The organism is Microbacterium hominis NBRC 15708, from assembly GCF_001592125.1.
GTDB lineage: Bacteria > Actinomycetota > Actinomycetes > Actinomycetales > Microbacteriaceae > Microbacterium > Microbacterium hominis.
Genome location: NZ_BCWI01000001.1, coordinates 423,034 through 446,152, shown reverse-complemented (window position 1 = coordinate 446,152; position 23,119 = coordinate 423,034). Strand labels below are relative to the sequence as shown.

The following is a 23,119-nucleotide window of genomic DNA, read 5'->3' as shown; positions in this document are numbered from 1 at the left end:
CGGCCTCCTTCTTAGCCGCCGCGACGAGACCTCGTTCTAGGGCCTTCCTCGTCGCGGAGCTTGGCATTTCCTGCCGCCGGCGGCCCGCCCTCATCAGACGAGAGAAGCGAACCCCATGAAGAACACGCAGCAGCCGTCCGGCATGCCGATCCACAAGTACCGTCCGTTCCACGAGCAGATCCGTGTCGACCTGCCCGATCGCACGTGGCCCGACGCCCGCATCACGACCGCGCCGCGCTGGTGCGCCGTCGACCTGCGCGACGGCAACCAGGCGCTCATCGACCCGATGAGCCCCGAGCGCAAGCTCATCATGTTCGAGCTGCTCGTCGGCATGGGCTACAAGGAGATCGAGGTCGGCTTCCCCTCCGCCAGCCAGACGGACTTCGACTTCGTGCGCCAGCTCATCGAAGAGGACCGGATCCCCGACGACGTCACCATCCAGGTGCTGACCCAGGCGCGCGAACACCTCATCGAGCGCACCTACGAGGCCATCGCGGGCGCCAAGCAGGCGATCGTGCACCTCTACAACTCGACGAGCGTGCTGCAGCGCGAGGTCGTGTTCCGCAGCGACAAGCAGGGCATCATCGACATCGCGCTGAACGGGGCGCGCCTGTGCCGTGAGTTCGAGAAGCGCATCCCCGAGACGGCCGTCTACTACGAGTACTCGCCCGAGTCGTACACCGGCACGGAGCTCGAGTTCGCCGTCGACATCTGCAACCAGGTCATCGAGGTGTTCGAACCGACGCCCGAGCGCAAGGTCATCATCAACCTGCCCGCGACCGTGGAGATGGCGACGCCGAACGTCTACGCCGACTCGATCGAGTGGATGAGCCGCCGCCTCGCGCACCGCGAGAACGTCATCCTGTCGCTGCACCCGCACAACGACCGCGGCACGGCGATCGCCGCCGCCGAGCTCGGCTACATGGCGGGCGCCGACCGTATCGAGGGGTGCCTGTTCGGCAACGGGGAGCGCACCGGCAACGTCGACCTGGTGGCCCTGGGCATCAACATGCTGACGCAGGGGATCGACCCGCAGATCGACTTCAGCGACATCGACCAGGTCAAGCGCACCGCGGAGTACTGCAACCAGCTGCCCGTCCACGAGCGCAGCCCCTGGGCGGGCGACCTCGTGTTCACGGCCTTCAGCGGCTCGCACCAGGACGCCATCAAGAAGGGCTTCGAGGCGATGGAGGCGCGGGCCGCGGCATCCGGAGTCACCGTCGACGAGATCGAGTGGGCGGTGCCGTACCTGCCGATCGACCCGAAGGACCTGGGCCGCTCGTACGAGGCCGTCATCCGCGTCAACTCGCAGTCCGGCAAGGGCGGCGTCGCGTACCTGCTGAAGACCGACCACGCGCTGGATCTGCCCCGCAAGCTGCAGATCGAGTTCTCCGGGGTCGTGCAGGCCAAGACGGATGCCGAGGGCGGCGAGGTCTCCAGCGCGCAGATCTGGGACATCTTCACCGATGAGTACCTGCCGGCCCGTGACGCGGACGAGAAGTGGGGCCGCTTCGAGCTGCTGTCCACCCGGACGCAGAGCGACATGTCGGGCGAGGTGTCACTGGAGGTCACCCTCCGCGACGGCGAGGAGACCTTCTCGACCCGCGGCGTCGGCAACGGCCCGGTGTCCGCGTTCCTCGAGGTCGTGCGTGCGCAGGGCTTCGAGGTGACGCTGTACGACTACGTCGAGCACACGCTCAGCGCCGGCGGCGACGCGCAGGCCGCCTCGTACGTCGAGCTGCAGGTCGACGGCGAGCGGCTGTGGGGCGTCGGCATCGACGGCGACATCTCCACGGCATCCCTCAAGGCGATCGTGTCGTGCGTCAACCGCGCGATCCGCACCCGCGAGCGCTCGGCGTCGCTGGCCGCGGTCTGAGGTCGCCGCGTTTCGACTCGTCGCTGCGCTCCTCGCTCAACGACCGGGAGGCTTCCCGCCCCCGGTCGTTGAGCGACGCCCACCACCCCCGGCCGTTGAGCGACGCCCACCCCCGGTCGTTGAGCGAGCGCAGCGAGTCGAAACGCCTCAGGGCCGGATGATCGGGATCGCGCTGGTCTCCACCGCGACCTTGCGGCGGTACAGGGCTCGCTGCTCGGGCAGCGAGATGTCGAAGATCACGGCGAGCAGCCGGATGACCGTCGTCACGATCACGCACGCGACGGCTGCCGCGACCAGCGGCGCGCCCAGGGCGTGCGCGAACGCGAGGATGGCGCAGCCGACCGCCGCGGCGACCGCGTAGAGGGAGCCGACGTGCATGATCGCCACCGGCAGCCCCATGATGACGTCGCGCAGGATGCCGCCGCCCACCGCGGCGCAGACACCCACGAACACGGCGGGCACCACGGGCAGTCCCAGCGCCAGCGCCTTCGAGGTGCCGAACGCGCCGAAGAGCCCGATGACCACGGCATCCAACGCGACGATCACGCCGTTGAGGCGCTCGAAGATGTTGGCCAGCAGCATGCCGACCAGCGCCGCACCGACCGCCGTGATGAGGTACCAGTTGCTCTGCAGCGTCGCGGGCTCGACGTTCAGCAGCAGGTCGCGGATGATGCCGCCGCCCATGCCCATGACGGTGCCCACGATGACGACGCCCAGCAGGTCGAGCCGGCGCTGCCCGACGAATCCCGACGAGAACAGCGCCCCCTGCACGCCGCCGAGACCCACGGCGAGGAGGTCGGCCCAGAGGGGGATCACGAACAGCTGCTCCGTCACCCGTCCATTGTCTCCAATACCGCCCGATGTCCGCGCCGACGGGGATAATCGAGGGGTGCCCACCTACCGCGACGAGGTCGTGGTCCTGCGGACCCACAAGCTCGGGGAAGCGGACCGGATCGTGACGATGCTCAGCCGTCGCCACGGCAAGGTGCGCGCGGTCGCGAAGGGTGTGCGGCGCACGTCATCGAAGTTCGGCGCCCGCCTCGAGCCGTTCATGGTCGCCGACGTGCAGCTGTACCAGGGGCGCTCGCTCGACATCGTGCAGCAGGCCGAGTCGCTCGGCTCCTACGGCGCCGCGATCGTCGCCGACTACGACAGCTACACCGCCGCCCACGCCATGGTCGAGACGGCCGACCGTCTCAACGAGGCGGAGGCGACGCCGCAGCAGTACCTCCTGCTCGTCGGCGGGCTCCGCACGCTCTCGCAGGGCGGGCGCGCCGCGCGCTCGGTGCTCGATTCGTATCTCCTGCGCGCGATGTCCCTGTCGGGGTGGGCGCCGGCGCTCACCGACTGCGCACGCTGCGGCGCCGTGGGTCCGCACGACTGGTTCGTCGCCCAGCTCGGCGGCGTGGTGTGCGGCGACTGTGCCCCGGCCGGCTCCGCACGGCTGCGCCCCGAGACGGGCGTGCTGCTGCGCGCGCTGATCGCGGGAGAATGGGACATCGTGGATGCCGCGACGCACGCCGCCACGGCGTCGGCCTCCGGTCTCGTCGCAGCCTACGCGCAGTGGCACCTCGAGCGCGGCATCCGATCCCTGTCCCACGTGGAGTCCCCCCGGTGAGCCCCAAGCCCTACACGCACCGCGATGCGGTCCCGTACCGTCCCCTCGACTGGACCGGCATCCACCCACCGCGCTTTCCGAAGGGCGGTGTGCCGAACCATGTCGCCATCGTCATGGACGGCAACGGCCGCTGGGCGAACCGGCGCGGGCTCACGCGCATCGAGGGGCACCGCGCGGGCGAGGAGGTGCTGCTCGACGTGGTCGCCGGCGCGATCCAGGCCGGGGTGAAGCACCTCAGCGTCTACGCCTTCTCGACCGAGAACTGGGCCCGCTCGCCCGACGAGGTGCGCTTCCTCATGGGCTACAACCGCGACGTGCTGCACCGCCGCCGCGACCAGCTCAACGAGTGGGGCGTGCGCATCCGCTGGGCCGGACGCAAGCCGCGCCTGTGGGGTTCGGTCATCAAGGAGCTGCAGTACGCCGAGCAGCTGACCGCGGGCAACGACACCCTCACGCTCACGATGTGCATCAACTACGGCGGCCGCCACGAGATCGTCGACGCGATGCGGGCGATGGGGGAGCAGATCGCCGCGGGACGCCTGAAGCCGTCGGCCATCACGGAGAAGACCCTCCGCAGGCACCTGTACGTGCCCGACATGCCCGACGTCGACCTGTTCCTGCGCTCCAGCGGTGAACAGCGCACCTCGAACTTCCTGCTCTGGGAGTCCGCCTACGCCGAGATGGTGTTCCTCGACACCCTGTGGCCGGACTTCTCGCGCACCGATCTCTGGGGCGCCATCGAGCTCTACCTCGGCCGCAGCCGCCGCTTCGGCGGCGCCGTCGACGCCCCGACCGCCGACTCCGCGGAATAGACCGCGATGCGAACGGAGTTGCACCAGGCATGACGGAGAAGATCACGATCGACGTGTGGAGCGATATCGCCTGCCCGTGGTGCTACATCGGCAAGCGCAACCTCGAGACCGGGCTGGCTCAGATCGCCGACGATCCCGACGCTCCCCAGGTCGAGGTGACCTTCCACTCCTTCGAGCTCTCACCCGACACACCGGTGGACTTCGAGGGCGACGAGCTGGACTTCCTCGCCGGGCACAAGGGGATGCCGCGCGAGCGGGTCCGCGAGATGCTCGACCAGGTGACGGGGGTCGCCGCGGGGTCGGGCCTCGAGTACCGTTTCGACCTGCTGCAGCACACGAACACCGTGAAGGCGCACGAACTGCTGCACTTCGCGAAGGCGCAGGGCCGCCAGAACGAGATGGCGGAGCGTCTGATGTCGGCCTACTTCACCGAGGGCAAGCACGTCGGTCGGGTCGACGACCTGGTCGCGCTCGCGTCCGAGATCGGGCTGGATGCCGACGAGGTGCGCGATGCGCTGGAGTCGAGCCGTCATCTCGCCGATGTCCGCGCCGATCAGGCGCAGGCGCAGGCCTACGGCATCCAGGGCGTGCCGTTCTTCGTGATCGACGGCAAGTACGGCGTCAGCGGCGCACAGCCGGCGGACGCGTTCGCGCAGATCGCACGGCAGGTCTGGACGGAGAAGCAGGGCGCCTGAGGCGGCTGCGTCTCGACTCGGCTGCGTTTCGACTCGCCGCTGCGTTTCGACTCGGCTGCGTTTCGACTCGGCGCTGCGCGCCTCGCTCAACGACCGGAGGCCGTGGCGCGACGCGGTCGTTGAGCGAGCGCAGCGCGTCGAAACGCCCGCCCGCGACGATCAGGCGGGCAGGCTCGCCTCGATTCTCGAAGTTCCACATGACCGGACCCTTCGCGCCTTCGGCGTTCTTCGCCTTCTTCAGCGCCTTGTACAGCGGTGCCGCGTGCGATCCGTTGACACGGACCTTGTCCATGATCGGGAAGCTCACGCCCCACGTGACCGCGCAGTACTCGAGGATCTCCTCCATCGAGCCGGGCTCCTGCCCCATGAACTGGTTGCACGGGAACCCGACGACCTGCAGGCCGCGCGCGCCGTAGGTGCGCTGGAGCTCCTCGAGCTGCTCGTACTGCGGCGTGAGCCCGCACTTGGAGGCGACGTTCACGACGAGCACGGCCTTGTCGCCCCACTCGGAGAGCGTGTGCTCGACGCCCGACGCGTCGGTGTAGGGGATGTCGCGGATGTCCACCGTCTGTGTCTCGGCCATGTTCTCCACGATAGGGCCGTACGCCGCCTTCGTGACCGCGGGAGTCTGGGAGAATGGACAGGATGTCCCTCTCCGTCTCCACCGGCCCCGCGTTGCGCATCGGGCCCATCGCGCTCGACGCGCCGGTCGTCCTCGCGCCGATGGCGGGGATCACCAACACGGCGTTCCGTCGACTGTGCCGTGAGTACGGCGCCGGCCTCTACGTCTCCGAGATGATCACGACGCGCGCGCTCGTCGAGCGCAACGCGACGACCATGCGCCTGATCACCCACCACGAGTCGGAGAAGCCGCGCTCGATCCAGCTGTACGGCGTCGATCCCGCCACCACGGAAGCAGCGGTGCGCCTGCTCGTCGAGGAGGACCGCGCCGACCACATCGACCTCAACTTCGGCTGCCCGGTTCCCAAGGTGACCCGCAAGGGCGGGGGAGCGGCGCTGCCCTGGAAGCTCGGGCTCTTCCGCGAGATCGTCACCCGCGCCGCGCGCGCCGCCGGCCATGTGCCTCTGACGGTGAAGATGCGCAAGGGCATCGATGCAGACCACCTCACCTTCCTCGATGCGGGACGCATCGCCGAGGATGCCGGTGTCGCCGCCGTCGCGCTGCACGCCCGCACCGCCGCGGAGTTCTACTCCGGCCACGCCGACTGGTCGGCCATCACCGCCCTCAAGCAGGCCGTCACGTCCATCCCGGTGCTCGGCAACGGCGACATCTGGTCGGCGGCCGACGCCGCGCGCATGATGGCCGAGACGGGATGCGACGGCGTCGTGGTCGGCCGCGGCTGCCTCGGCCGCCCGTGGCTGTTCGGCGACCTCGCCCGCGGCCTCGGGGGCCCGGGGGCCGCCGCCGGCGCGCCCGTCGACGCGACACTCGGGTTCGTCGCAGCCGCGTTCCGCCGTCACGCGGAGCTGCTGGTCGAGTTCTTCGAGGACGAGGGCCGCGGATGCCGCGACATCCGCAAGCACGTCGCCTGGTACTTCAAGGGCTATCCCGTCGGCGGCGAGACCCGCGCCCAGCTGGCGACGGTGTCGACTCTCGCCGAGATCGACGACCTGATCGCCACCCTCGATCTCGATGCCCCGTACCCGGGGGCGGCGGCGGAGGGCCAGCGCGGGCGCGCCGGCACGCCCAAGCGGCCCGCCCTGCCCGACGGGTGGCTGCACAGCCGCGAGATGAGTGGTGACGCCGCGCGCGAGCTGGCCGAGGCGGAGGTCGACACCAGTGGCGGGTGACGGCAGCGGCGTCGGCATCGCCTCCGGCCGCCCGTCCGGCTACGACGATCACGACGCGGAACGCTTCGTCCCGGAACAGCACCGTTCGCAGCGCGACGGCTTCGCCCGCGATCGGGCCCGCGTGCTGCATTCTGCGGCGCTGCGGCGCCTCGCCTCCAAGACGCAGGTGCTGAGCCCCGCCAGCCCCGCCGACTTCGCCCGCAACCGTCTCACGCACTCGCTCGAGGTGGCGCAGGTGGGCCGCGAGCTCGCGATCGCCCTCGAGCTGTCGCCCGACGTCGTCGACACGGCGTGTCTGAGCCACGACATCGGGCACCCTCCGTTCGGGCACAACGGCGAACGGGCGCTGAACGACTGGGCGGAGGACATCGGCGGGTTCGAGGGCAACGCGCAGACGCTGCGCATCCTCTCCCGCCTGGAGCCGAAGGTGATGGATGCCGCGGGCCAGAGCGCCGGTCTCAATCTGACCCGCGCCAGCCTCGACGCCACCTGCAAGTACCCGTGGACGGTGGAGCACGGTGTGCCCGATCCCGGCGGCCGGGAGAAGTTCGGCGTCTACCCCGAGGACGAAGCCGTCTTCCGCTGGATGCGCCTCGGCGCGCCGGGGAGGGTGCGCTGCATCGAGGCGGAGGTCATGGACCTCTCCGACGACATCGCCTACTCGGTGCACGACTTCGAGGACGCCGTGCTCAACGGCTACCTCGACCCGGCCCGCCTCGCCGACGCCCGCGAGCACGAGGCGCTGCTGACGGCGATCCAGGCGTGGGTGGGCTTCGGGTTCACGCGTGACGAGCTCGCCGACGCGCTCTACCGGCTCACCCGCATGCCCGAGTGGCTGCCCGGCTTCGACGGGTCGCGCGCCGCGCTGGCCGGGCTGAAGAACCTCACCTCCGACCTGATCGGCCGCTTCGCGCGCGCCGCGACGACCGCGACCCGCGAGCACTACTCGGTTCCGGTGCTCACGCGCTACCGGGGGCGCGTCATCGTCCCGCGCGTGATCGAGGCGGAGATGGCGGTGCTCAAGGGCATCATCGGCGCCTTCGTCGTCACGATCGACGGCCGCCGCGGCCTCTACAAGGAGCAGCGGCGCGTGCTCAAGCGGCTCGCGAGCGCCCTGTGGGAGCGCCCCGAGCACCTGGACCGCCTGCACGCGGAGGATTTCGCCGCGGCATCCACCGATGCCGCGCGCAAGCGCGTCGTCGTCGACCAGGTCTCCAGCCTCACGGACCGCTTCGCGATCGAGTGGCACGCGCGCCTCATCGGTCCCGTCGACCTGCGCGAGCTCGGACTGCGCTCCGGCGACGACCGGACGATCGCCCCCAGCGGCTTCGCCCTTCCGGAGCCGATCGCCGGACTCTGGCCCGCCGAGGGGCACTGATGGCGCGCATCCGACAGTCGGACGTCGACGAGGTGAAGGCCCGCATCAACATCGGCGACGTGATCGGTGAGCGGGTCGCCCTGAAGTCGGCCGGGGTGGGGTCACTGAAGGGATTGTGCCCGTTCCACGACGAGCGCAGCCCGAGCTTCCACGTGCGACCGCAGGTCGGCTACTACCACTGCTTCGGGTGCGGGGAATCGGGCGACGTCTACTCGTTCCTGCGGGCGATGGACCACGTGTCCTTCACGGAGGCGGTCGAACGCCTCGCCGCCCGCGTCGGCTACACCCTGCATTACGAGGACGGCGGCGCCGCGCCCGAGAACAGCGGACGCACGCGGCTGTACCAGGCCAACGCGGCGGCCGCCGAGTGGTTCCGCGGCCAGCTCTCGTCGCCCGAGGCCGATGCCGGGCGCCGCTTCCTCGGGGAGCGGGGGTTCGATGCGGGCGCGGCCGCGCATTTCGGCGTCGGGTACGCGCCCCAGGGCTGGGACAAACTCCGCGACGCGATGCGCGGGCAGGGATTCAGCGACGAGGAGCTGTCGGCGGCGGGCCTCGTCTCGCAGGGCCAGCGCGGCGTGTACGACCGCTTCCGCGGACGCGTCGTGTGGCCCATCCGCGACGTGACGGGACAGACGATCGGTTTCGGCGCGCGACGGCTGTACGAGGACGACAAGGGGCCGAAGTACCTCAACACCCCTGAGACGACCATCTACAAGAAGGCGCAGGTGCTGTACGGGCTCGACCTGGCGAAGAAGGACGTGTCGCGCTCGCACCGCGTGGTCGTCGTCGAGGGCTACACCGACGTCATGGCCTGCCATCTGGCCGGGGTCACGACCGCCGTCGCCACGTGTGGCACCGCGTTCGGCTCCGACCACATCACCGTGCTCCGACGGGTCATGGGAGACGACTCGGCCGCCGGGGAGGTCGTCTTCACCTTCGACCCGGATGCGGCGGGCCAGAAGGCCGCACTGCGGGCCTTCGCCGACGCGAAGCGGTTCAACGCGCAGACGTACGTCGCGACGGGCCCGCAGGGGCTCGACCCGTGCGACCTGCGCCTCGAGCGCGGGGATGCCGCCGTCCGCTCGCTCATGGAGACCAAGGTCCCGATGTTCGAGTTCGTCATCGACCAGCGACTCGCGGGGTTCGATCTGTCGAGTGTGGAGGGACGCGTGGGCGCCCTCCGCGCCGCTGCGCCGGTCGTGGGGGAGCTGCGCGATCCCTTGCTGCAGCCCGAGTACACCCGGGTGCTCGCGCGCCGCCTCGGGATGGACACCGAGGCGGTGCGACGCGAGGTCGAGCGGGCGGGCCGCGAGGCGGCGCGACGCGGCGACGACGCACGGACCGGCGGTGCGGCGTCATCCGACGCGACGCCGCGCGGTGAACGGTCGGCAGACGCCTCGGCAGCGGGCGAGCCGGCGCTGCGGATGAGCCTGCGCACGCTGCCGCGCTCGGCCGACGCGGCGCTGGAGCGGGACGCCCTGATGGGGGTGCTGCAGTACGGTCACCTCGTCGACGGGGGCGAGCTCGATGCCGCCCTCGCGCTGCCGATGACCGTGCCGGCCCTGGATGCCGTGCGCCAGGCGCTCCTCTCGCACACCGATCGCACCCGGATCGGTTGGGCCTCCACGGCCGTGGAGGCCGTCCGAGAGCCGTACCGGTCGCTGGCCGTCGAACTGCTCACCGCCGACTTCCCGGCTCTCACGGAGGCGGAGGCCGCGGCATCCACGCACGCGCTCGCCCGCCGGCTGCGGATCCGAGCGCTCGATCGTGAGAAGAGCGAGATGCTCGGCGCCATCCAACGTCTGCCCGCCGAGTCGGAGCAGGGTCGCACCGTGCGGCTCGCGCTGCGCGAGCTCGACGCACGCCGACGGGCTCTGACGGACAACGCGTCCTGACGCCGCGCGGCGTCGGCGCGAGCCCCGCTGGCGCGACGGCGCCGGAGAGGGCAGGATGAACCCCATGCCTCGTCGATCCTCCCTCGACGCCGTCACCGCCGCGGTCCGGTGTGACGACCTGTCCGTGGCCCGCGGCGGCGTGCGCGTCGTCGACGGCGTCAGCGTGCGCCTCGACGCCGGCCGAGCCCTGGCCGTCATGGGCGCCACGGGCGCCGGGAAGTCGAGCCTGGCCGCACTCCTGGCCGGAACCGATGACGGCTCGCTCACGGTCGTCGGCGGCGACGCCTGGGTCGACGGCACCCCGATCCGCAAGAAGGGGCGCGCGGCCCGTGTGCGCGCCTACTACACGGGCTACGTGCCGCAGCGCGCCGGCGCCGACCTGCCGGCGCGGCTCACGGTCGGGGAGGTCATCGGCGAGCCCATCACGAGTCGCGACCGACGCGTCAACCAGCGGGCGCTCGCGGTGCGGGTGGCCAGTCTGCTCGACGAGTTCGAGCTTCCGCTGGGCGCCGCGGCCCGGTATCCGTATGAGCTCAGCTCGGGCATGCGCCAGCGTGTCGCGATCGCGCGGGCCCTCGTGCTGCAGCCGCGGGTGTTCATCGGCGATGACCCCTACGCCAACCTCGACCTCGAGGTGCGGCAGGCGGTTCGCGACGCGCTCCTGCGCCGCCGCGACGAGGGCGGGATGGCGATCCTGATGGTGACCAACGACGCGGAAGCCGTGCGCGAGATCGACGCCGATGTGCTCGTGCTCCGCGGGGGACGTCCGGTGGCCTACGGCCACGGCACGGCCGACCTGCTGTGGACGCCGGACGGCGGCGTGCGACTCGTGTCGTGATCGCGTGTCGGTTGTCACGACCACGCCCCGACCTTTGCTAATATGGACGGGTTGCCCGCTCGCGGGTGACTGATCCTCGGTAGCTCAATTGGCAGAGCAGCCGGCTGTTAACCGGCAGGTTCTTGGTTCGAGTCCAAGCCGGGGAGCGAACGGCCCCAGACTCCACTCTGGGGCCGTTTTCGTTTCCCGCGGGAGGGGTGAACGGCGATCAGGCGTCGAGGTCGTCGACGCCGGGGGTCCAGGACGCGCCGGGACGTCCCCACCCGCGCTTGCGCGCGATCTTCTGCACCGTCTTCCAGTCGCCGTCGTCGAGACGGTCGATGTAGAGGATGCCGTCGAGGTGATCGAACTCGTGCTGCATGATGCGCGCACGCCACCCGTCCACCTCGATGCGCACGGGAGCGCCGTCGAGGTCGACGCCGGTCACGAGCACCTCGTCGGAGCGCCGCAGCGGGAACCGCTCGCCCGGGAACGACAGGCATCCCTCGGACTCGTCGTCCGGATCCGGCGCGCCGGGCACCGGAGGACGCATCCACAGCTGCGGGTTGATGATCACTCCGCGCCAGGGATTGCCGTCGTCGTCCTGGTAGCTGTAGGTGTAGATGCGCAGGCCCACCCCGACCTGCGGGGCCGCCAACCCGACGCCGGGGGCGGCATCCATCGTCTCGAACATGTCGGCGACGAGGGTTCGGATCTCCTCCGTCACCTCCGTGACGGGATCGGCGGGGGAGTGGAGGACGGGATCGCCCATGATGCGAATCGGAAGAACAGCCACGTCCTGAGCCTATCGAGCGCACCCGGCGGTTAGTGTCGAGGGGTGTATGCCGCCATGACCGACCTCGGAGACGTGACTGACAAGCTCGTCGGCGTCTTCGCCGACCCCGGCATCCTCATCGGCATCCCGCTGGCCCTCCTCGGTGCCGTCTTCATGTCGTTCGGTGCGCAGTATCAGCACCGCGGCGTGCAGAAGGTCGAACGCCTCACGGCCACGCACGGCTCGTCCGGCCTCACGGGCGGACAGATGTGGAACCTCCTGCGGCGCCCCTCGTGGGTCGCCGGCACCGTGATGCTGGGCCTCGCGATCGTCTGCCAGCTGTCGGCGCTGACGTTCGCGCCGCTGATCCTCGTCCAGCCCGTGGGCGCGGTCTCACTGGTGATCACCACCCTCCTGAACGCCCGCATCAGCGGCCTGCGCCCCACGCGTCGCTCGCTCTCCGCGATCGGGCTGTGCGTCGCCGGCATCTTCGTCTTCGTCACCGTGGCCGCTCTCTACGCGACCGAGACCCCGATCAGCGACGGGCAGCTCATCACGGTGCTCCTCATCCTGGCGGGCGTCGCGATCGTGCTCACCGCCCTGTGGGTCTGGCTGCGCGCACGCATGGGAGCGCTGTTCTACATCGTCGCCGCCGGCATCATGTACGGCTTCGTGGCGACGCTCGCCAAGGTGGTGCTCAGCCGCATCCGCTCGGGTGACTTCGAGTGGCTGACGATCGTCTGCATCGTGGCACTGCTGGCCGGCACGGCGATCGGCGCCTACTTCGTGCAGACCGCCTACGCGTCCGGGCCCCCGGACCTGGTCATCGCGGGCCTCACCGTCATCGACCCGATCGTCGCGATCGTGATCGGTCTCGCGGTGCTCCGCGAGGCCGAGGGCGCCCCCTGGGGCGCGTACGTGGGCTTCGTCGCGGCCGGCGCCCTCGCCGTCACGGGCGTGTTCCAACTCGCACGACACCATCCGCAGATCGTCAGCGACAGCCAGGAGATCCCGATCACCCGCGGCAGCGGAGAGGGCGTCTCGCCGAGCGCCCAGCGCCTCACGGACGCCGTCGCCAAGGTGTGGCCGGAGCCGCCGGTGCGCGACAAGGACGACCCGCGACCCCGCTAGAATTCCCGGGACAGGGGGCGGTGGCCAAGCTGGTCAAGGCAGCGGGCTCATAACCCGACGATCGTGGGTTCAAGTCCCACCCGCCCTACCAATGACACGGTTGTGATTCCACGTCGATATCGGCAATAATGGGCGCACAACCACATAGCCGCCATGCATCCGGACTCAGGTCGTAGGGGAAGACGTACCTGAAGAAACGGAGAATCGCGATGGCGACCACGTCGACCCCACAGGCGCGCGGAGTGATCTACATCCACTCCGCGCCACGAGCGCTGTGCCCCCACCTCGAGTGGGCTGTCGGTCGCACCCTCGGACGGGCGGTCAATTTCGAGTGGGCGGAACAGCCAGTGCTCTCCGGCAGCCGTCGTGCCGAGTTCTACTGGGAAGGCCCCGCCGGCACCGGCGCCGCTCTCGCCACCGCGATCCGCGGCTGGGAGCACCTGCGCTTCGAGGTCAGCGAGGACCCGACGCCGCGCTCGGACGGCGGTCGCTGGATGCACACGCCGGATCTCGGCATCCACTTCGCCCAGACCGACACCGCGGGCAACGTCGTCATCGGCGAGGACCGCATCCGCTACGCACTCGAGATCGCGGCCGGCGACCCGTACGACCTGCAGCGCGAGCTCCAGGTCGCCCTCGGCTCGTCCTGGGACGAAGAGCTCGAGCCGTTCCGTCACGCCAGCGACGACGCCCCCGTCGTCTGGCTCCACAAGGTCGGCTGAGCGCCGACCCCCTGAGCCCAGACGAGTCGAGGCGCCGGTACCGGCTTCGGACGGCTTCCCGGAGACCGAGACAGCGCATCCTCGTCTGACACGAAGACGCCCCCGTCATCCGAAAGGATGCGGGGGCGTCTTCGCGTCCGGCTCGAGGCCGGATCAGACCGAGGCGAACGCGGCGACCGCGTTGTGTCCGCCGAAGCCGAACGAGTTGCTGATCGCGAGCTGCTGTCCGTCGCCGAGCGGGGTCGGCGCGCCCGACAGACGGAAGGGGACCGCGGGGTCCTGCTCCGTCAGGTTGATCGTCGGCGGTGCGACACGGTCGCGCAGCGCGAGGATCGTGAAGATCGCCTCGAGCGCTCCCGTCCCGCCCAGCAGATGTCCCGTGGACGCCTTGGTCGCCGACACGGGGATCTCATCGATCCGGTCGCCGAAGACGCTCTTGAGCGCCACGTACTCGTTCGGATCGCCGACCGGGGTGGAGGTGGCGTGGGCGTTGATGTGGGTCACGTCGTCGGGCGACGCGTCCGCCATCGCGAGCGCGAGGTTCACGGCGCGCGCGGCGCCGGTGCCCTCGGGGTCGTTGGCGGTGATGTGGTACGAATCGGCCGTGACGCCGCCTCCGACGACCGCGGCGTAGATCTTCGCTCCGCGCGCCTTGGCGTGCTCCTCCGTCTCGAGGATCAGGACGCCCGCGCCCTCGCCCATGACGAATCCGTCGCGATCGATGCTGCCGGGGCGCGACGCGGTCTCGGGGGAGTCGTTGCGCTTGGACAGCGCCTGCATCGACGAGAACGACGCGATGGTGACCGGGTGGATGACCGACTCGGTGCCACCGGCGATCACGACATCCGCGAGACCGTCACGCAGGTGCTCGATCGCGTTCACGATCGACTCGGTGCTCGATGCGCAGGCGCTCGCGACCGTGCGTGCGTAGGCACGCGCACCGAAGTGCAGCGACAGGTTGCCGGCCGCCGCGTTCGGCATGAGCATCGGCACCGTCATCGGCAGCACGCGACGCGGGCCCTTCTCGCGCAGCGTGTCCCACGCGTCGAGCAGGGTCCAGAGGCCGCCGATCCCGGTCGCGAAGTCGACTCCCAGGCGTTCCGGGTCGACCTCCGGGCTTCCGGCATCCGCCCACGCCTCCATGGCCGCGACGAGCGCGAACTGCGAGGACGGGTCGAGACGCTTGGCGATCGGCCGTTCCAGCACCGTGTCGGGGCGGACGGCGGCCTGCGCGGCGAACGTGACGGGAAGGTTGTACTGCTCGACCCAGTCGTACTCGAGCGTGCGCGCGCCGGAGGCGCCACCCAGCAGCGCGGACCAGCTCTCCGGCGCGGTCCCACCGATGGGGCTGGAGGCGCCGATGCCGGTGACGACGATTCGGGGAATGCTCATGGTCTCCTCGTTGCTCCGGTGGGGGCGCTCAGGCCCCCACCGGGGTGCAGGTGGCGAGGCCTGAGGTCAGGCCTGGTTGGTGGTGATGAAGGTGACGGCGTCGCCGACGGTCTTGAGGTTCTTGACCTCTTCGTCGGGGATGGTGACACCGAACTTCTCCTCGGCGTTGACGACGATCGTCATCATCGAGATCGAGTCGATGTCGAGGTCGTCGGTGAACGACTTCTCCAGCGCGACCTCGTCCGCCGAGATGCCGGTCTCGTCCGTGATGAGTTCGGCGAGCCCTGCGAGGACCTCGTCGTTGCTGAATGCCATGGGATTCTCCTTGTTTATCGGGGTTTCACCGGCCCTGCGGGGCCGACGTTCAGTCTAGGTGCGGCGGCCGCCGCGCCCGCGGATCTCGGGCCGTCAGGGCAGGACGACGACCTGGGCGCCGAACACGAGCCCGGCGCCGAAACCGATCTGCAGGGCGAGTCCGCCCGACAGCTCCGGGTGCTCGACGAGCAGGCGGTGCGTGGCGAGCGGGATGGATGCCGCCGACGTGTTGCCGGTGGTCTCGATGTCGCGGCCGATGACGACCGTCTCGGGCAGCTTCAGCTGCTTGGCGAACTCGTCGATGATGCGCATGTTGGCCTGGTGCGGCACGAAGGCCGCCAGATCGGAGGCCTGCACTCCGGCGACCTCGAGCGCCTGCCGGGCGACCTTCACCATCTCCCAGACGGCCCAGCGGAAGACCGTCGGACCCTCCTGGCGCAGCGTCGGCCACGGCGACTGGCCGTCGCGGAACTCGACGAGGGTGTGGTTCATGCCCACGGCCTCGGCCTTCGAGCCGTCCGAGCCCCAGACGGTCGGTCCGATGCCGGGGAAGTCGCTCGGTCCGACGACGGCCGCACCGGCGCCATCGCCCAGGAGGAACGAGATGGACCGGTCGGTCGGGTCGACGATGTCGCTCAGCTTCTCGGCGCCCACCACGACCGCGTAGTGCGCCGAGCCCGCGCGGATGAGCGCGTCGGCCTGCGCGACGCCGTAGGCGAAGCCGGCGCAGGCGGCGTTGAGGTCGTACGCCGCCGCGGGGTTCGCGCCGATCCGGTCGGCCACGATCGCCGACACCGAGGGGGTCTGCTTCGGGTTGGAGATCGTCGCGACGATCACGGCGTCGATGAGCGCGGGGTCGATCCCTGCGGTGGCGACCGCTTCGGCCGCTGCGTCGGATGCCAGGTCGATCGCGGTGGTGGCGGCATCCGCCCGCACGCGCGTGACGATGCCGGTGCGCTGACGGATCCACTCGTCGCTGGAGTCGATGGGACCGACGAGATCGTCATTGGGAACGGCGTTCTCGCCGCGCGCCGCGCCGTAGGCGTAGATGCGCGTGTGGGCCGGCCCCGTCGACTGGACGAGGGCGGGTCGGGTGGGCGCGTCGGTCACGCGTCGCCTCCTGTCAGCAGGGCGGCCGCAGCCGCGAGGTCGTCGGGTGTCTTCACGGCCACGGTCGGCACGCCGCGCAGGGCTCGCTTCGCGAGACCCGTGAGGGTGCCGGCCGGGGCGAGCTCGATGATGCCGGTCACGCCCGCAGCCGAGAACGCGTCCATGCAGAGGTCCCAGCGGACGGGGGAGGAGACCTGTGCGACGAGCAGGTCGAGAGCCTCACGACCTGCCACGACCCGCGCACCGTCTCGGTTGGTCCAAAGGGCGACGGTCGGGTCGGATGCCGTCACCTCTGCGGCGGCGGCGCGCAACGACTCGACCGCGGGGGCCATGTACGAGGTGTGGAAGGCGCCCGCCACCTGCAGCGCGATGACGCGGCTTCCCGCGACCGGGTGGGCCGCGAGTTCCGCCAGCGCGTCCAGCGCGCCGGCCGCCACGATCTGTCCGGCACCGTTGTGGTTGGCCGGGGTGAGGCCCAGCTCATCGAGGAGGGCGAGGACCGCGTCGCGGTCACCGCCGAGGACGGCGCTCATCCCGGTGTGCTCGCGCGCAGCCGCATCGGCCATCGCTCGTCCCCGAAGACCGACGAGACGCATCCCGTCGTCGTCCGTGAGCACTCCCGCCGCGACGAGAGCCGCGATCTCACCCACGGAGTGGCCGGCGACACCGCCGGGCGCGGTGGCCGCGGCATCCTGCAGAGCGGCGTACGAGACCAGGCTCGCCGCGACGATCAGCGGCTGCGCGACGCTCGTGTCGCGGATGCGGTCGGCGTCCCATTCGGTGCCGGCCGCGAGGAGGTCGACGTCCGCCTCCTCCGCGTACCGCTCGACGCGCTCGCGGACCCCGTCGAGCTCGAGCCACGGAGCGAGGAACCCGGGGGTCTGTGAGCCCTGCCCGGGGAAGACGGTGATGATCACGTGCCTATCCTTCCAACTTCTGCGCCGCCGCGCTGGCGAACACGTCACAACAAACGCGGATTGCTTTGTATCCGATCGATAACAGCACCGGGACGGTGGGATGTCAGTCGGTGCGAGGGGGGCGTCGCGCCGCGCTTCCCCGACGGCGCGTCGCCTCGGTGCCGATCGACCCGATGATGAGGGCCGTCTGCAGGATGAGCGCCTCTCGCGGCCCGGTCGCATCCCAGCCGATGACGTCCGAGACGCGCTTGAGGCGGTACCGCACGGTGTTCGGGTGAACGAACAGCTCGCGCGCCGTCGCCTCGAGGGAGCGCCCGTTGTCGAGGTAGCTCCAGAGCGTCGTGACGAGATCGGCGGAGTGCGCCTGCAGCGGACGGTAGATGCGCTCGACCAGGGTCGCCTTCGCCATGGCGTCGCCGGCCAGCGCACGCTCGGGCAGCAGATCGTCGGCCTCGACCGGACGCGGGGCGTGACGCCACGCCCCGGCGACGGCGAACCCCGCCAGCGCCGCGCGCGCACTCAGCCCGGCATCCACCAGCGCGGGCACCGTGGGACCGAGGACGAGGTGGCCGGGACCGAAGCCGGGCTCCAGCCGTAATGCGATCTCGGGGAACGGCAGCTCGTCGCTCACCGGCTCGCGTCCGGGCAGTACCGCACGCCCGATCACCAGCACGAGGCGCGACCCCTGCACGCCGATGAGCACGTCGACGCCGAGCTTGCGCGCGAGCCGCCGCAGATGATCGACATCCAGCTGCGGGGGCGTCGTACCCACGAGCACGGCGACCTCTCCGTGGCCGTGCCAGCCGAGCGCGGCGATACGGCTCGGCAGCTCCTCGTCGGCCTCGCCCGTGAGGATCGAGTCGACGACGAGCGCTTCGAGTCGCGCGTCCCAGAGCCCGCGGGCCTCTGCGGCGCGCGCGTAGACGTCGGCCGACGCGAACGCGACCTCGCGGGAGAACAGCAGGATGCTCTCGCGCAGGTCCTCCGCCCGGCCCGCGACGCGCTCCTCGGTGACGGCGACGGTCACCCGGATGAGCTGCAGCGTCTGCGTCAGGCTGACGCTGCGCAGCAGTTCACGGGGGGCTGCGGCGAAGATGTCGGCGGCGATCCAGGGCGTGGAGCCCGGATCCTCGTACCACTGGATGAACGAGGCGATGCCCGCCTGCGCCACGAGGCCCACGGCCGACCGGCGTGCCGGCGGCATGTCGGCATACCACGGCAGCGAGTCTTCGAGTCGCTTGATGGTCGCCGTGGCCAGGTCCCCGGAGATGCGGCGGAGCCACGCGAGTGTCTCCGCCTTCTCCTGAGGTGTGGGGCGGGCGGGCATCGAACCGGTCAGCTCTCGCCGCCGGCGTTCCCGGTCGTTCCGGCCGTCACGTCGTGCAGACGGTACTTCTCGATCGCCTGGGCGGACAGCGAGCGGTCGACGAGTCCTTCGTCGGCCAGCGCCTGCAGCGCGCGGACCACGATCGACGGTCCGTCGATCTTGAAGAAGCGACGCGCCGCGGCACGCGTGTCGGAGAAGCCGAAGCCGTCGGCACCCAGCGTCACGTAGCGACGGGGCACCCACTCGCGGATCTGGTCCTGGACCGCGTGCATGTAGTCGCTCACGCCCAGCACCGGACCCGCGGTGTCGCGGAGCTTCTCGGTCAGGTACGCGGTGCGCGGCTCGGCGAGCGGGTTGAGGAAGTTGTGCTCGTCGGCGGCGAGACCGTCGCGGCGCAGCTCCGTCCAGCTCGTGACCGACCAGACGTCGGCGGCCACACCCCAGTCGTCGCGCAGCAGCTGCTGCGCCTCGAGCACCCACGGCACGCCGACGCCCGACGCGAGCAGCTGCACGCGGTGACCGTCGCCGGAACCCTCGGAGATGCGGTGGATGCCGCGGACGATGCCGTCGACGTCGACGCCCTCGGGCTCGGCCGGCTGCACCAGCGGCTCGTTGTAGAGGGTGATGTAGTACATCACGTTGGGGTCGGGGTGGTTGCCGCCATACATGCGGTCCAGGCCGGAGCGCACGATGTGGGCGATCTCGTACCCGTACGCCGGGTCGTACGACACGGTGGCGGGGTTCGTCGAGGCCAGCAGGTGCGAGTGGCCGTCGGCGTGCTGGAGGCCCTCACCGGTCAGCGTGGTGCGACCGGCCGTCGCGCCCATGATGAAGCCGCGGGCCATCTGGTCCGCCGCCGCCCACTGCGCGTCGCCGGTGCGCTGGAAGCCGAACATCGAGTAGAAGATGTAGACCGGGATCAGCGGCTCGCCGTGCGTGGCGTACGAGGTGCCCGTGCCGGTGAAGGCGGCGACCGCACCCGCCTCGTTGATGCCGACGTGCATGATCTGCCCCTGCGGGCTCTCCTTGTAGGCGAGGAGGAGCTCACGGTCGACCGAGGTGTAGTTCTGACCGTTCGGGTTGTAGATCTTCGCGGTCGGGAAGAACGCGTCGAGACCGAAGGTGCGCGCCTCGTCCGGGATGATCGGGACGATGCGGTTGCCGAAGTCCTTCGAGCGCAGCAGGTCCTTCAGCAGGCGGACGAAGGCCATCGTCGTGGCGACTTCCTGCGTGCCGGAGCCCTTCTTCGGCAGCGCGTACGCGCTGTCGTCGGGCAGGCTGATCGGCACGTGGTGGGTGCGGCGCTCCGGCAGGAACCCGCCGAGGGCGCGACGCTTCTCCACCATGTACTGGATGGTCTCGTCCTCCATGCCCGGGTGGAAGTACGGCGGGGCGTATGGGTTCTCCTCGAGCTGCGCGTCGGAGACCGGGATGCGCATCGAGTCGCGGAAGTGCTTGAGGTCGTCGAGCGTCATCTTCTTCATCTGGTGGGTCGCGTTGCGCCCCTCGAAGTGGTGACCGAGACCGTATCCCTTGATGGTCTTCGCGAGGATGACCGTGGGCTGGCCCTTGTGCTCGGTGGCGGCCTTGTAGGCGGCGTAGAGCTTCTGGTAGTCCAGGCCACCGCGGCGCAGCTTGCCCCAGATGTCCTCGTCCGACCAGTCCTTCACCATGGCGGCGGTGCGCTCGTCGCGGCCGAAGAAGTGGTCGCGGATGAACTTGCCGTCCTCCGCGCGATAGGTCTGGAAGTCGCCGTCCGGCGTCGTGTTCATGAGGCGCACGAGAGCACCGTCGGTGTCGACCTGGAGCAGGTCGTCCCAGCCGCGGCCCCAGACGACCTTGATGACGTTCCAGCCCGCGCCGCGGAAGAACGCCTCGAGCTCCTGGATGATCTTGCCGTTGCCGCGCACCGGTCCGTCGAGGCGCTGGAGGTTGCAGTTCACCACGAAGGTGAGGTTGTCCAGACCCTCGTTGGCTGCGACCTGGAGCTGTCCGCGGCTCTCGACCTCGTCCATCTCACCGTCGCCGAGGAAGGCCCAGACGCGCGAGCCCGAGAGGTCCTTGATCCCGCGGTTGGTGAGGTACTTGTTGGTCATCGCCTGGTAGATCGCGTTGATGGGTCCGAGACCCATCGACACGGTCGGGAACTGCCAGTACTCGGGCATGAGCCGCGGGTGCGGGTACGACGGGATGCCCAGCGGTGCCTTCGACTTCTCCTGACGGAAACCGTCGAGCTGGTCGGCCGACAGACGCCCCTCGAGGAAGGAGCGGGCGTAGATGCCGGGGGAGGCGTGGCCCTGGATGAAGATCTGGTCGCCGCCCGTGGGGTCATCGAGGCCGCGGAAGAAGTGGTTGAAGCCGACTTCGTACAGCGACGCGGACGACGCGTAGGTCGAGATGTGTCCGCCGACGCCGATACCGGGGCGCTGAGCACGGTGCACGGTGAGCGCGGCGTTCCAGCGGATCCACCGGCGGTAGCGACGCTCCATCTCCTCGTCACCGGGGAAGGCGGGCTCGTTCTCCGGCGCGATCGTGTTGATGTAGTCGGTCGTGGGGACCTGGGGCACGTTCAGCTGCAGCTCGTGCGACTTGTTCAGCAGGCTGAGCATGATCTCGCGACCGCGCCCCGCCCCCTTGCTGTCGACGAGCTGCTGCAGCGATTCCTGCCACTCGTGCGTCTCTTCGGGGTCGCTGTCCTGCGGTCCCTGAGAGTACGGATCCTGATCGTTGACCGTCACGAGACACCTTTCGTCGTCTGGCAGATCGTGCCAGGGATGGGGCTTGGGATGCGCGCGGCTTTGTGCAGCGTCGACAACGCGTCCTGGATCAGCCTAGTCACATCGCGATGGGGTGGACCGCGCGGGACGCGAGTGGGCCCTGCCGGGATCGAACCGACGACATCCACGGTGTAAACGTGGCGCTCTACCAGCTGAGCTAAAGGCCCTGACCCCCTCAGTCTATGAGGAGGGGCTGCGGTCAGCCGTCGCGCCCGACGACACGCGGCTCGGCGGGATTGAGGTACATCCCGTCGTCCTTGCCCAGTCGGGAATGACCGCGGGAGTAGGCGAAGTAGACCACGAACCCGATCACGAGCCAGATGAGGAACCGCAGCCAGGTCTCCACCGTCAGGTTCAGCATCAGGTAGACGCAGATGAGCGCCGAAAGGAGCGGAAGCACCGGGTTGCCGGGCACCCGGAAGCCGCGCTTGAGGTCGGGGCGGGTGCGCCGCAGCACGACGACACCGACCGACACCAGCACGAACGCCGACAGCGTGCCGATGTTCACCATCTCCTCGAGCACACCGATGGGGGTCAGTCCGGCGACGACGGCGACGATCACGGTGACCACGATGGAGATCACCCAGGGGGTCCGTCGGGTGGGGTGCACCTTGGCGAGCCGCTGGGGGAGCAGACCGTCGCGCGACATCGCGAAGATGATGCGCGTCGCACCGATCATCAGCGTCAGCACGACGGTGGTGAGGCCGGCCACCGCTCCGGCGGAGATGACCGTGGCCATCCAGGCCTGACCGTGATCCGTGAACGCGTTCGCGAGGGCGGCGGCGGGGTCGAGCTCGTCGTAGCGCACCATGCCGGTCACGACGAGCGCGACGGCGCAGTAGAGAACAGTGCAGATCACGAGCGACGCGATGATGCCGATCGGGAGGTCGCGCTGCGGGTTCTTCGTCTCCTCGGCCGTCGTGGCGACGACGTCGAAGCCGATGTAGGCGAAGAAGACGAGGGCCGCGCCCGCGAAGATGCCGCCCACGCCGAACGCCATCGGCGCCGAGCCGGAGAGGAACTGCAGCAGCGGCTGCATGAGACCCGTCGCCGCCTCGCGCGGCGCGGCATCCGGGACGAACGGCGTGTAGTTGGCGGGGTTGATGAACATGATCCCGGCGACGATCACGAACAGGACGATGAAGAGCTTCACCCCCACGAGCACGAGGTTGACACGCATGGACTCGCGGATGCCGATCGTCATGAGGATGCCGAGGACGATGACCAGGAGGATCGCCATGACATCGACCACGCCGCCGTAGCCGATGGCCTCCGGCAAGGGGATGCCGAGCTGGCCGAGGAGCACGCCGAGGTACGCGCTCCACCCCTGGGCGACCACGCTCGCGCCGAGGAACATCTCGAGGATGAGGTCCCATCCGATGATCCAGGCGAACAGCTCGCCGAGCGAGGCGTACGAGAACGTGTACGCGGAGCCCGACACCGGAACCGTCGATGCGAACTCGGCGTAACACATCGCCGCGAGAGCGCAGGCGACCGCCGCCACGATGAAGCTGACGACCACCGCGGGTCCGGCGACCTCGTGGGCGGCGCGGCCGGTCAGGGTGAAGATGCCGGCGCCGATCACCACGCCGACCCCGAAGACGGTCAGGTCGAGCGCGGAGAGCGACTTTCGCAGCCGGAACTCCGGTTCCTCCGTGTCGGCGATCGATCGCTCGATGGACTTCGTGCGCATCACGCTCATGGCGCCTCCTCTGAGGATCCGCAGAGCACGGTGCGCAGCACTGCGGTC

At 70.1% G+C, this 23,119-nt stretch carries 19 protein-coding genes, 3 tRNA genes and 1 pseudogene; 12 read left to right on the top strand and 11 right to left on the bottom strand.

The features are described from left to right. Positions 1-115 precede the first annotated feature (115 nt). Entirely contained in the window at positions 116-1,876 is a 1,761-nt protein-coding gene (gene leuA / locus MHO01S_RS02160; RefSeq protein ID WP_060958938.1) for a 2-isopropylmalate synthase, read from the top strand. A gap of 147 nt (positions 1,877-2,023) precedes the next feature. Here leuA and MHO01S_RS02155 read toward each other — a convergent pair whose 3' ends face one another. Then, positions 2,024-2,710 carry a trimeric intracellular cation channel family protein gene (locus MHO01S_RS02155; protein ID WP_060958937.1) on the bottom strand — a complete coding sequence of 229 codons (687 nt, stop codon included), beginning with the start codon at positions 2,708-2,710 and terminating at the stop codon, positions 2,024-2,026. Positions 2,711-2,765: 55 nt separating this feature from the next. On the opposite strand from MHO01S_RS02155, the gene recO reads away from it, so the two are divergent. The 3 genes from recO to MHO01S_RS02140 are packed head-to-tail and all read left to right on the top strand — an operon-like array spanning position 2,766 to position 5,001. Beyond that, entirely contained in the window at positions 2,766-3,494 is a 729-nt protein-coding gene (gene recO, locus MHO01S_RS02150; RefSeq protein WP_060958936.1) for a DNA repair protein RecO, read from the top strand. Then, positions 3,491-4,306, top strand: coding sequence for an isoprenyl transferase (locus MHO01S_RS02145; RefSeq protein ID WP_060958935.1), 816 nt, complete (start codon positions 3,491-3,493; stop codon positions 4,304-4,306). Before recO ends, MHO01S_RS02145 begins: the two co-directional genes overlap by 4 nt. Positions 4,307-4,335: 29 nt before the next feature. Then, entirely contained in the window at positions 4,336-5,001 is a 666-nt protein-coding gene (locus tag MHO01S_RS02140; protein ID WP_060958934.1) for a DsbA family oxidoreductase, read from the top strand. Between the two features lie 184 nt (positions 5,002-5,185). Here the strand turns inward: MHO01S_RS02140 and MHO01S_RS02135 are convergent. After that, positions 5,186-5,584, bottom strand: a pseudogene (locus MHO01S_RS02135) (glutathione peroxidase); the annotation flags it as partial. A 62-nt stretch (positions 5,585-5,646) separates the two neighbouring features. Here MHO01S_RS02135 and dusB point away from each other — a divergent pair. From dusB to MHO01S_RS02110, 5 genes are all read left to right on the top strand, one after another. Continuing rightward, positions 5,647-6,813, top strand: a complete 1,167-nt coding sequence (gene dusB / locus MHO01S_RS02130; RefSeq protein ID WP_061781773.1) for a tRNA dihydrouridine synthase DusB — start codon at positions 5,647-5,649, stop codon at positions 6,811-6,813. Beyond that, positions 6,803-8,191 carry a deoxyguanosinetriphosphate triphosphohydrolase gene (locus MHO01S_RS02125; protein ID WP_060958932.1) on the top strand — a complete coding sequence of 463 codons (1,389 nt, stop codon included), beginning with the start codon at positions 6,803-6,805 and terminating at the stop codon, positions 8,189-8,191. The genes dusB and MHO01S_RS02125 overlap by 11 nt, the downstream gene beginning before the upstream one ends. Next, entirely contained in the window at positions 8,191-10,086 is a 1,896-nt protein-coding gene (gene dnaG / locus MHO01S_RS02120; RefSeq protein ID WP_061781772.1) for a DNA primase, read from the top strand. Before MHO01S_RS02125 ends, dnaG begins: the two co-directional genes overlap by 1 nt. Positions 10,087-10,150: 64 nt before the next feature. After that, entirely contained in the window at positions 10,151-10,924 is a 774-nt protein-coding gene (locus MHO01S_RS02115; RefSeq protein ID WP_061781771.1) for an ATP-binding cassette domain-containing protein, read from the top strand. 73 nt (positions 10,925-10,997) lie between these two features. Next, a tRNA-Asn gene (locus MHO01S_RS02110) sits at positions 10,998-11,070 on the top strand. A gap of 62 nt (positions 11,071-11,132) precedes the next feature. Here the strand turns inward: MHO01S_RS02110 and def are convergent. After that, the gene (gene def, locus MHO01S_RS02105; protein ID WP_082734092.1) at positions 11,133-11,699 is read right to left on the bottom strand and encodes a peptide deformylase; all 567 of its coding nucleotides are present in this window, start codon (positions 11,697-11,699) and stop codon (positions 11,133-11,135) included. A gap of 54 nt (positions 11,700-11,753) precedes the next feature. Here def and MHO01S_RS02100 point away from each other — a divergent pair, with 54 nt between their 5' ends. The 3 genes from MHO01S_RS02100 (at position 11,754) to MHO01S_RS02090 (ending at position 13,531) form a co-directional block, all read left to right on the top strand. Then, positions 11,754-12,809, top strand: coding sequence for a DMT family transporter (locus MHO01S_RS02100; RefSeq protein ID WP_060958956.1), 1,056 nt, complete (start codon positions 11,754-11,756; stop codon positions 12,807-12,809). Between the two features lie 14 nt (positions 12,810-12,823). Beyond that, positions 12,824-12,900 (top strand) — tRNA-Ile (locus tag MHO01S_RS02095). Positions 12,901-13,018: 118 nt separating this feature from the next. Beyond that, positions 13,019-13,531 (top strand): DUF3145 domain-containing protein, encoded by a 513-nt coding sequence (locus tag MHO01S_RS02090; RefSeq protein WP_060958928.1) that lies wholly within the window; start codon positions 13,019-13,021, stop codon positions 13,529-13,531. Positions 13,532-13,684: 153 nt separating this feature from the next. On the opposite strand, the gene MHO01S_RS02085 is transcribed toward MHO01S_RS02090, so the two are convergent. The 8 genes from MHO01S_RS02085 to MHO01S_RS02050 all read right to left on the bottom strand — a co-directional run bounded on the left by MHO01S_RS02085 (position 13,685) and on the right by MHO01S_RS02050 (position 23,071). Next, positions 13,685-14,923 carry a beta-ketoacyl-[acyl-carrier-protein] synthase family protein gene (locus MHO01S_RS02085; RefSeq protein ID WP_060958927.1) on the bottom strand — a complete coding sequence of 413 codons (1,239 nt, stop codon included), beginning with the start codon at positions 14,921-14,923 and terminating at the stop codon, positions 13,685-13,687. Positions 14,924-14,989: 66 nt separating this feature from the next. After that, positions 14,990-15,238, bottom strand: a complete 249-nt coding sequence (locus MHO01S_RS02080) for an acyl carrier protein (protein WP_005049448.1) — start codon at positions 15,236-15,238, stop codon at positions 14,990-14,992. A gap of 93 nt (positions 15,239-15,331) precedes the next feature. Next, on the bottom strand, positions 15,332-16,348 hold the full coding sequence (locus MHO01S_RS02075; RefSeq protein ID WP_060958926.1) for a beta-ketoacyl-ACP synthase III: 1,017 nt from the start codon (positions 16,346-16,348) through the stop codon (positions 15,332-15,334). After that, positions 16,345-17,265, bottom strand: a complete 921-nt coding sequence (locus MHO01S_RS02070) for an ACP S-malonyltransferase (RefSeq protein ID WP_060958925.1) — start codon at positions 17,263-17,265, stop codon at positions 16,345-16,347. The genes MHO01S_RS02075 and MHO01S_RS02070 overlap by 4 nt, the downstream gene beginning before the upstream one ends. Before the next feature lie 103 nt (positions 17,266-17,368). Beyond that, positions 17,369-18,592: a PucR family transcriptional regulator gene (locus tag MHO01S_RS02065; protein ID WP_060958924.1), complete on the bottom strand. Its 1,224-nt coding sequence runs from the start codon at positions 18,590-18,592 to the stop codon at positions 17,369-17,371. Between the two features lie 8 nt (positions 18,593-18,600). Beyond that, entirely contained in the window at positions 18,601-21,330 is a 2,730-nt protein-coding gene (aceE, locus tag MHO01S_RS02060) for a pyruvate dehydrogenase (acetyl-transferring), homodimeric type (protein ID WP_060958923.1), read from the bottom strand. A gap of 133 nt (positions 21,331-21,463) precedes the next feature. After that, positions 21,464-21,536: transfer RNA gene (locus MHO01S_RS02055), tRNA-Val, on the bottom strand. A 32-nt stretch (positions 21,537-21,568) separates the two neighbouring features. Beyond that, the gene (locus tag MHO01S_RS02050; protein WP_060958922.1) at positions 21,569-23,071 is read right to left on the bottom strand and encodes an amino acid permease; all 1,503 of its coding nucleotides are present in this window, start codon (positions 23,069-23,071) and stop codon (positions 21,569-21,571) included. Positions 23,072-23,119: the final 48 nt, after the last annotated feature.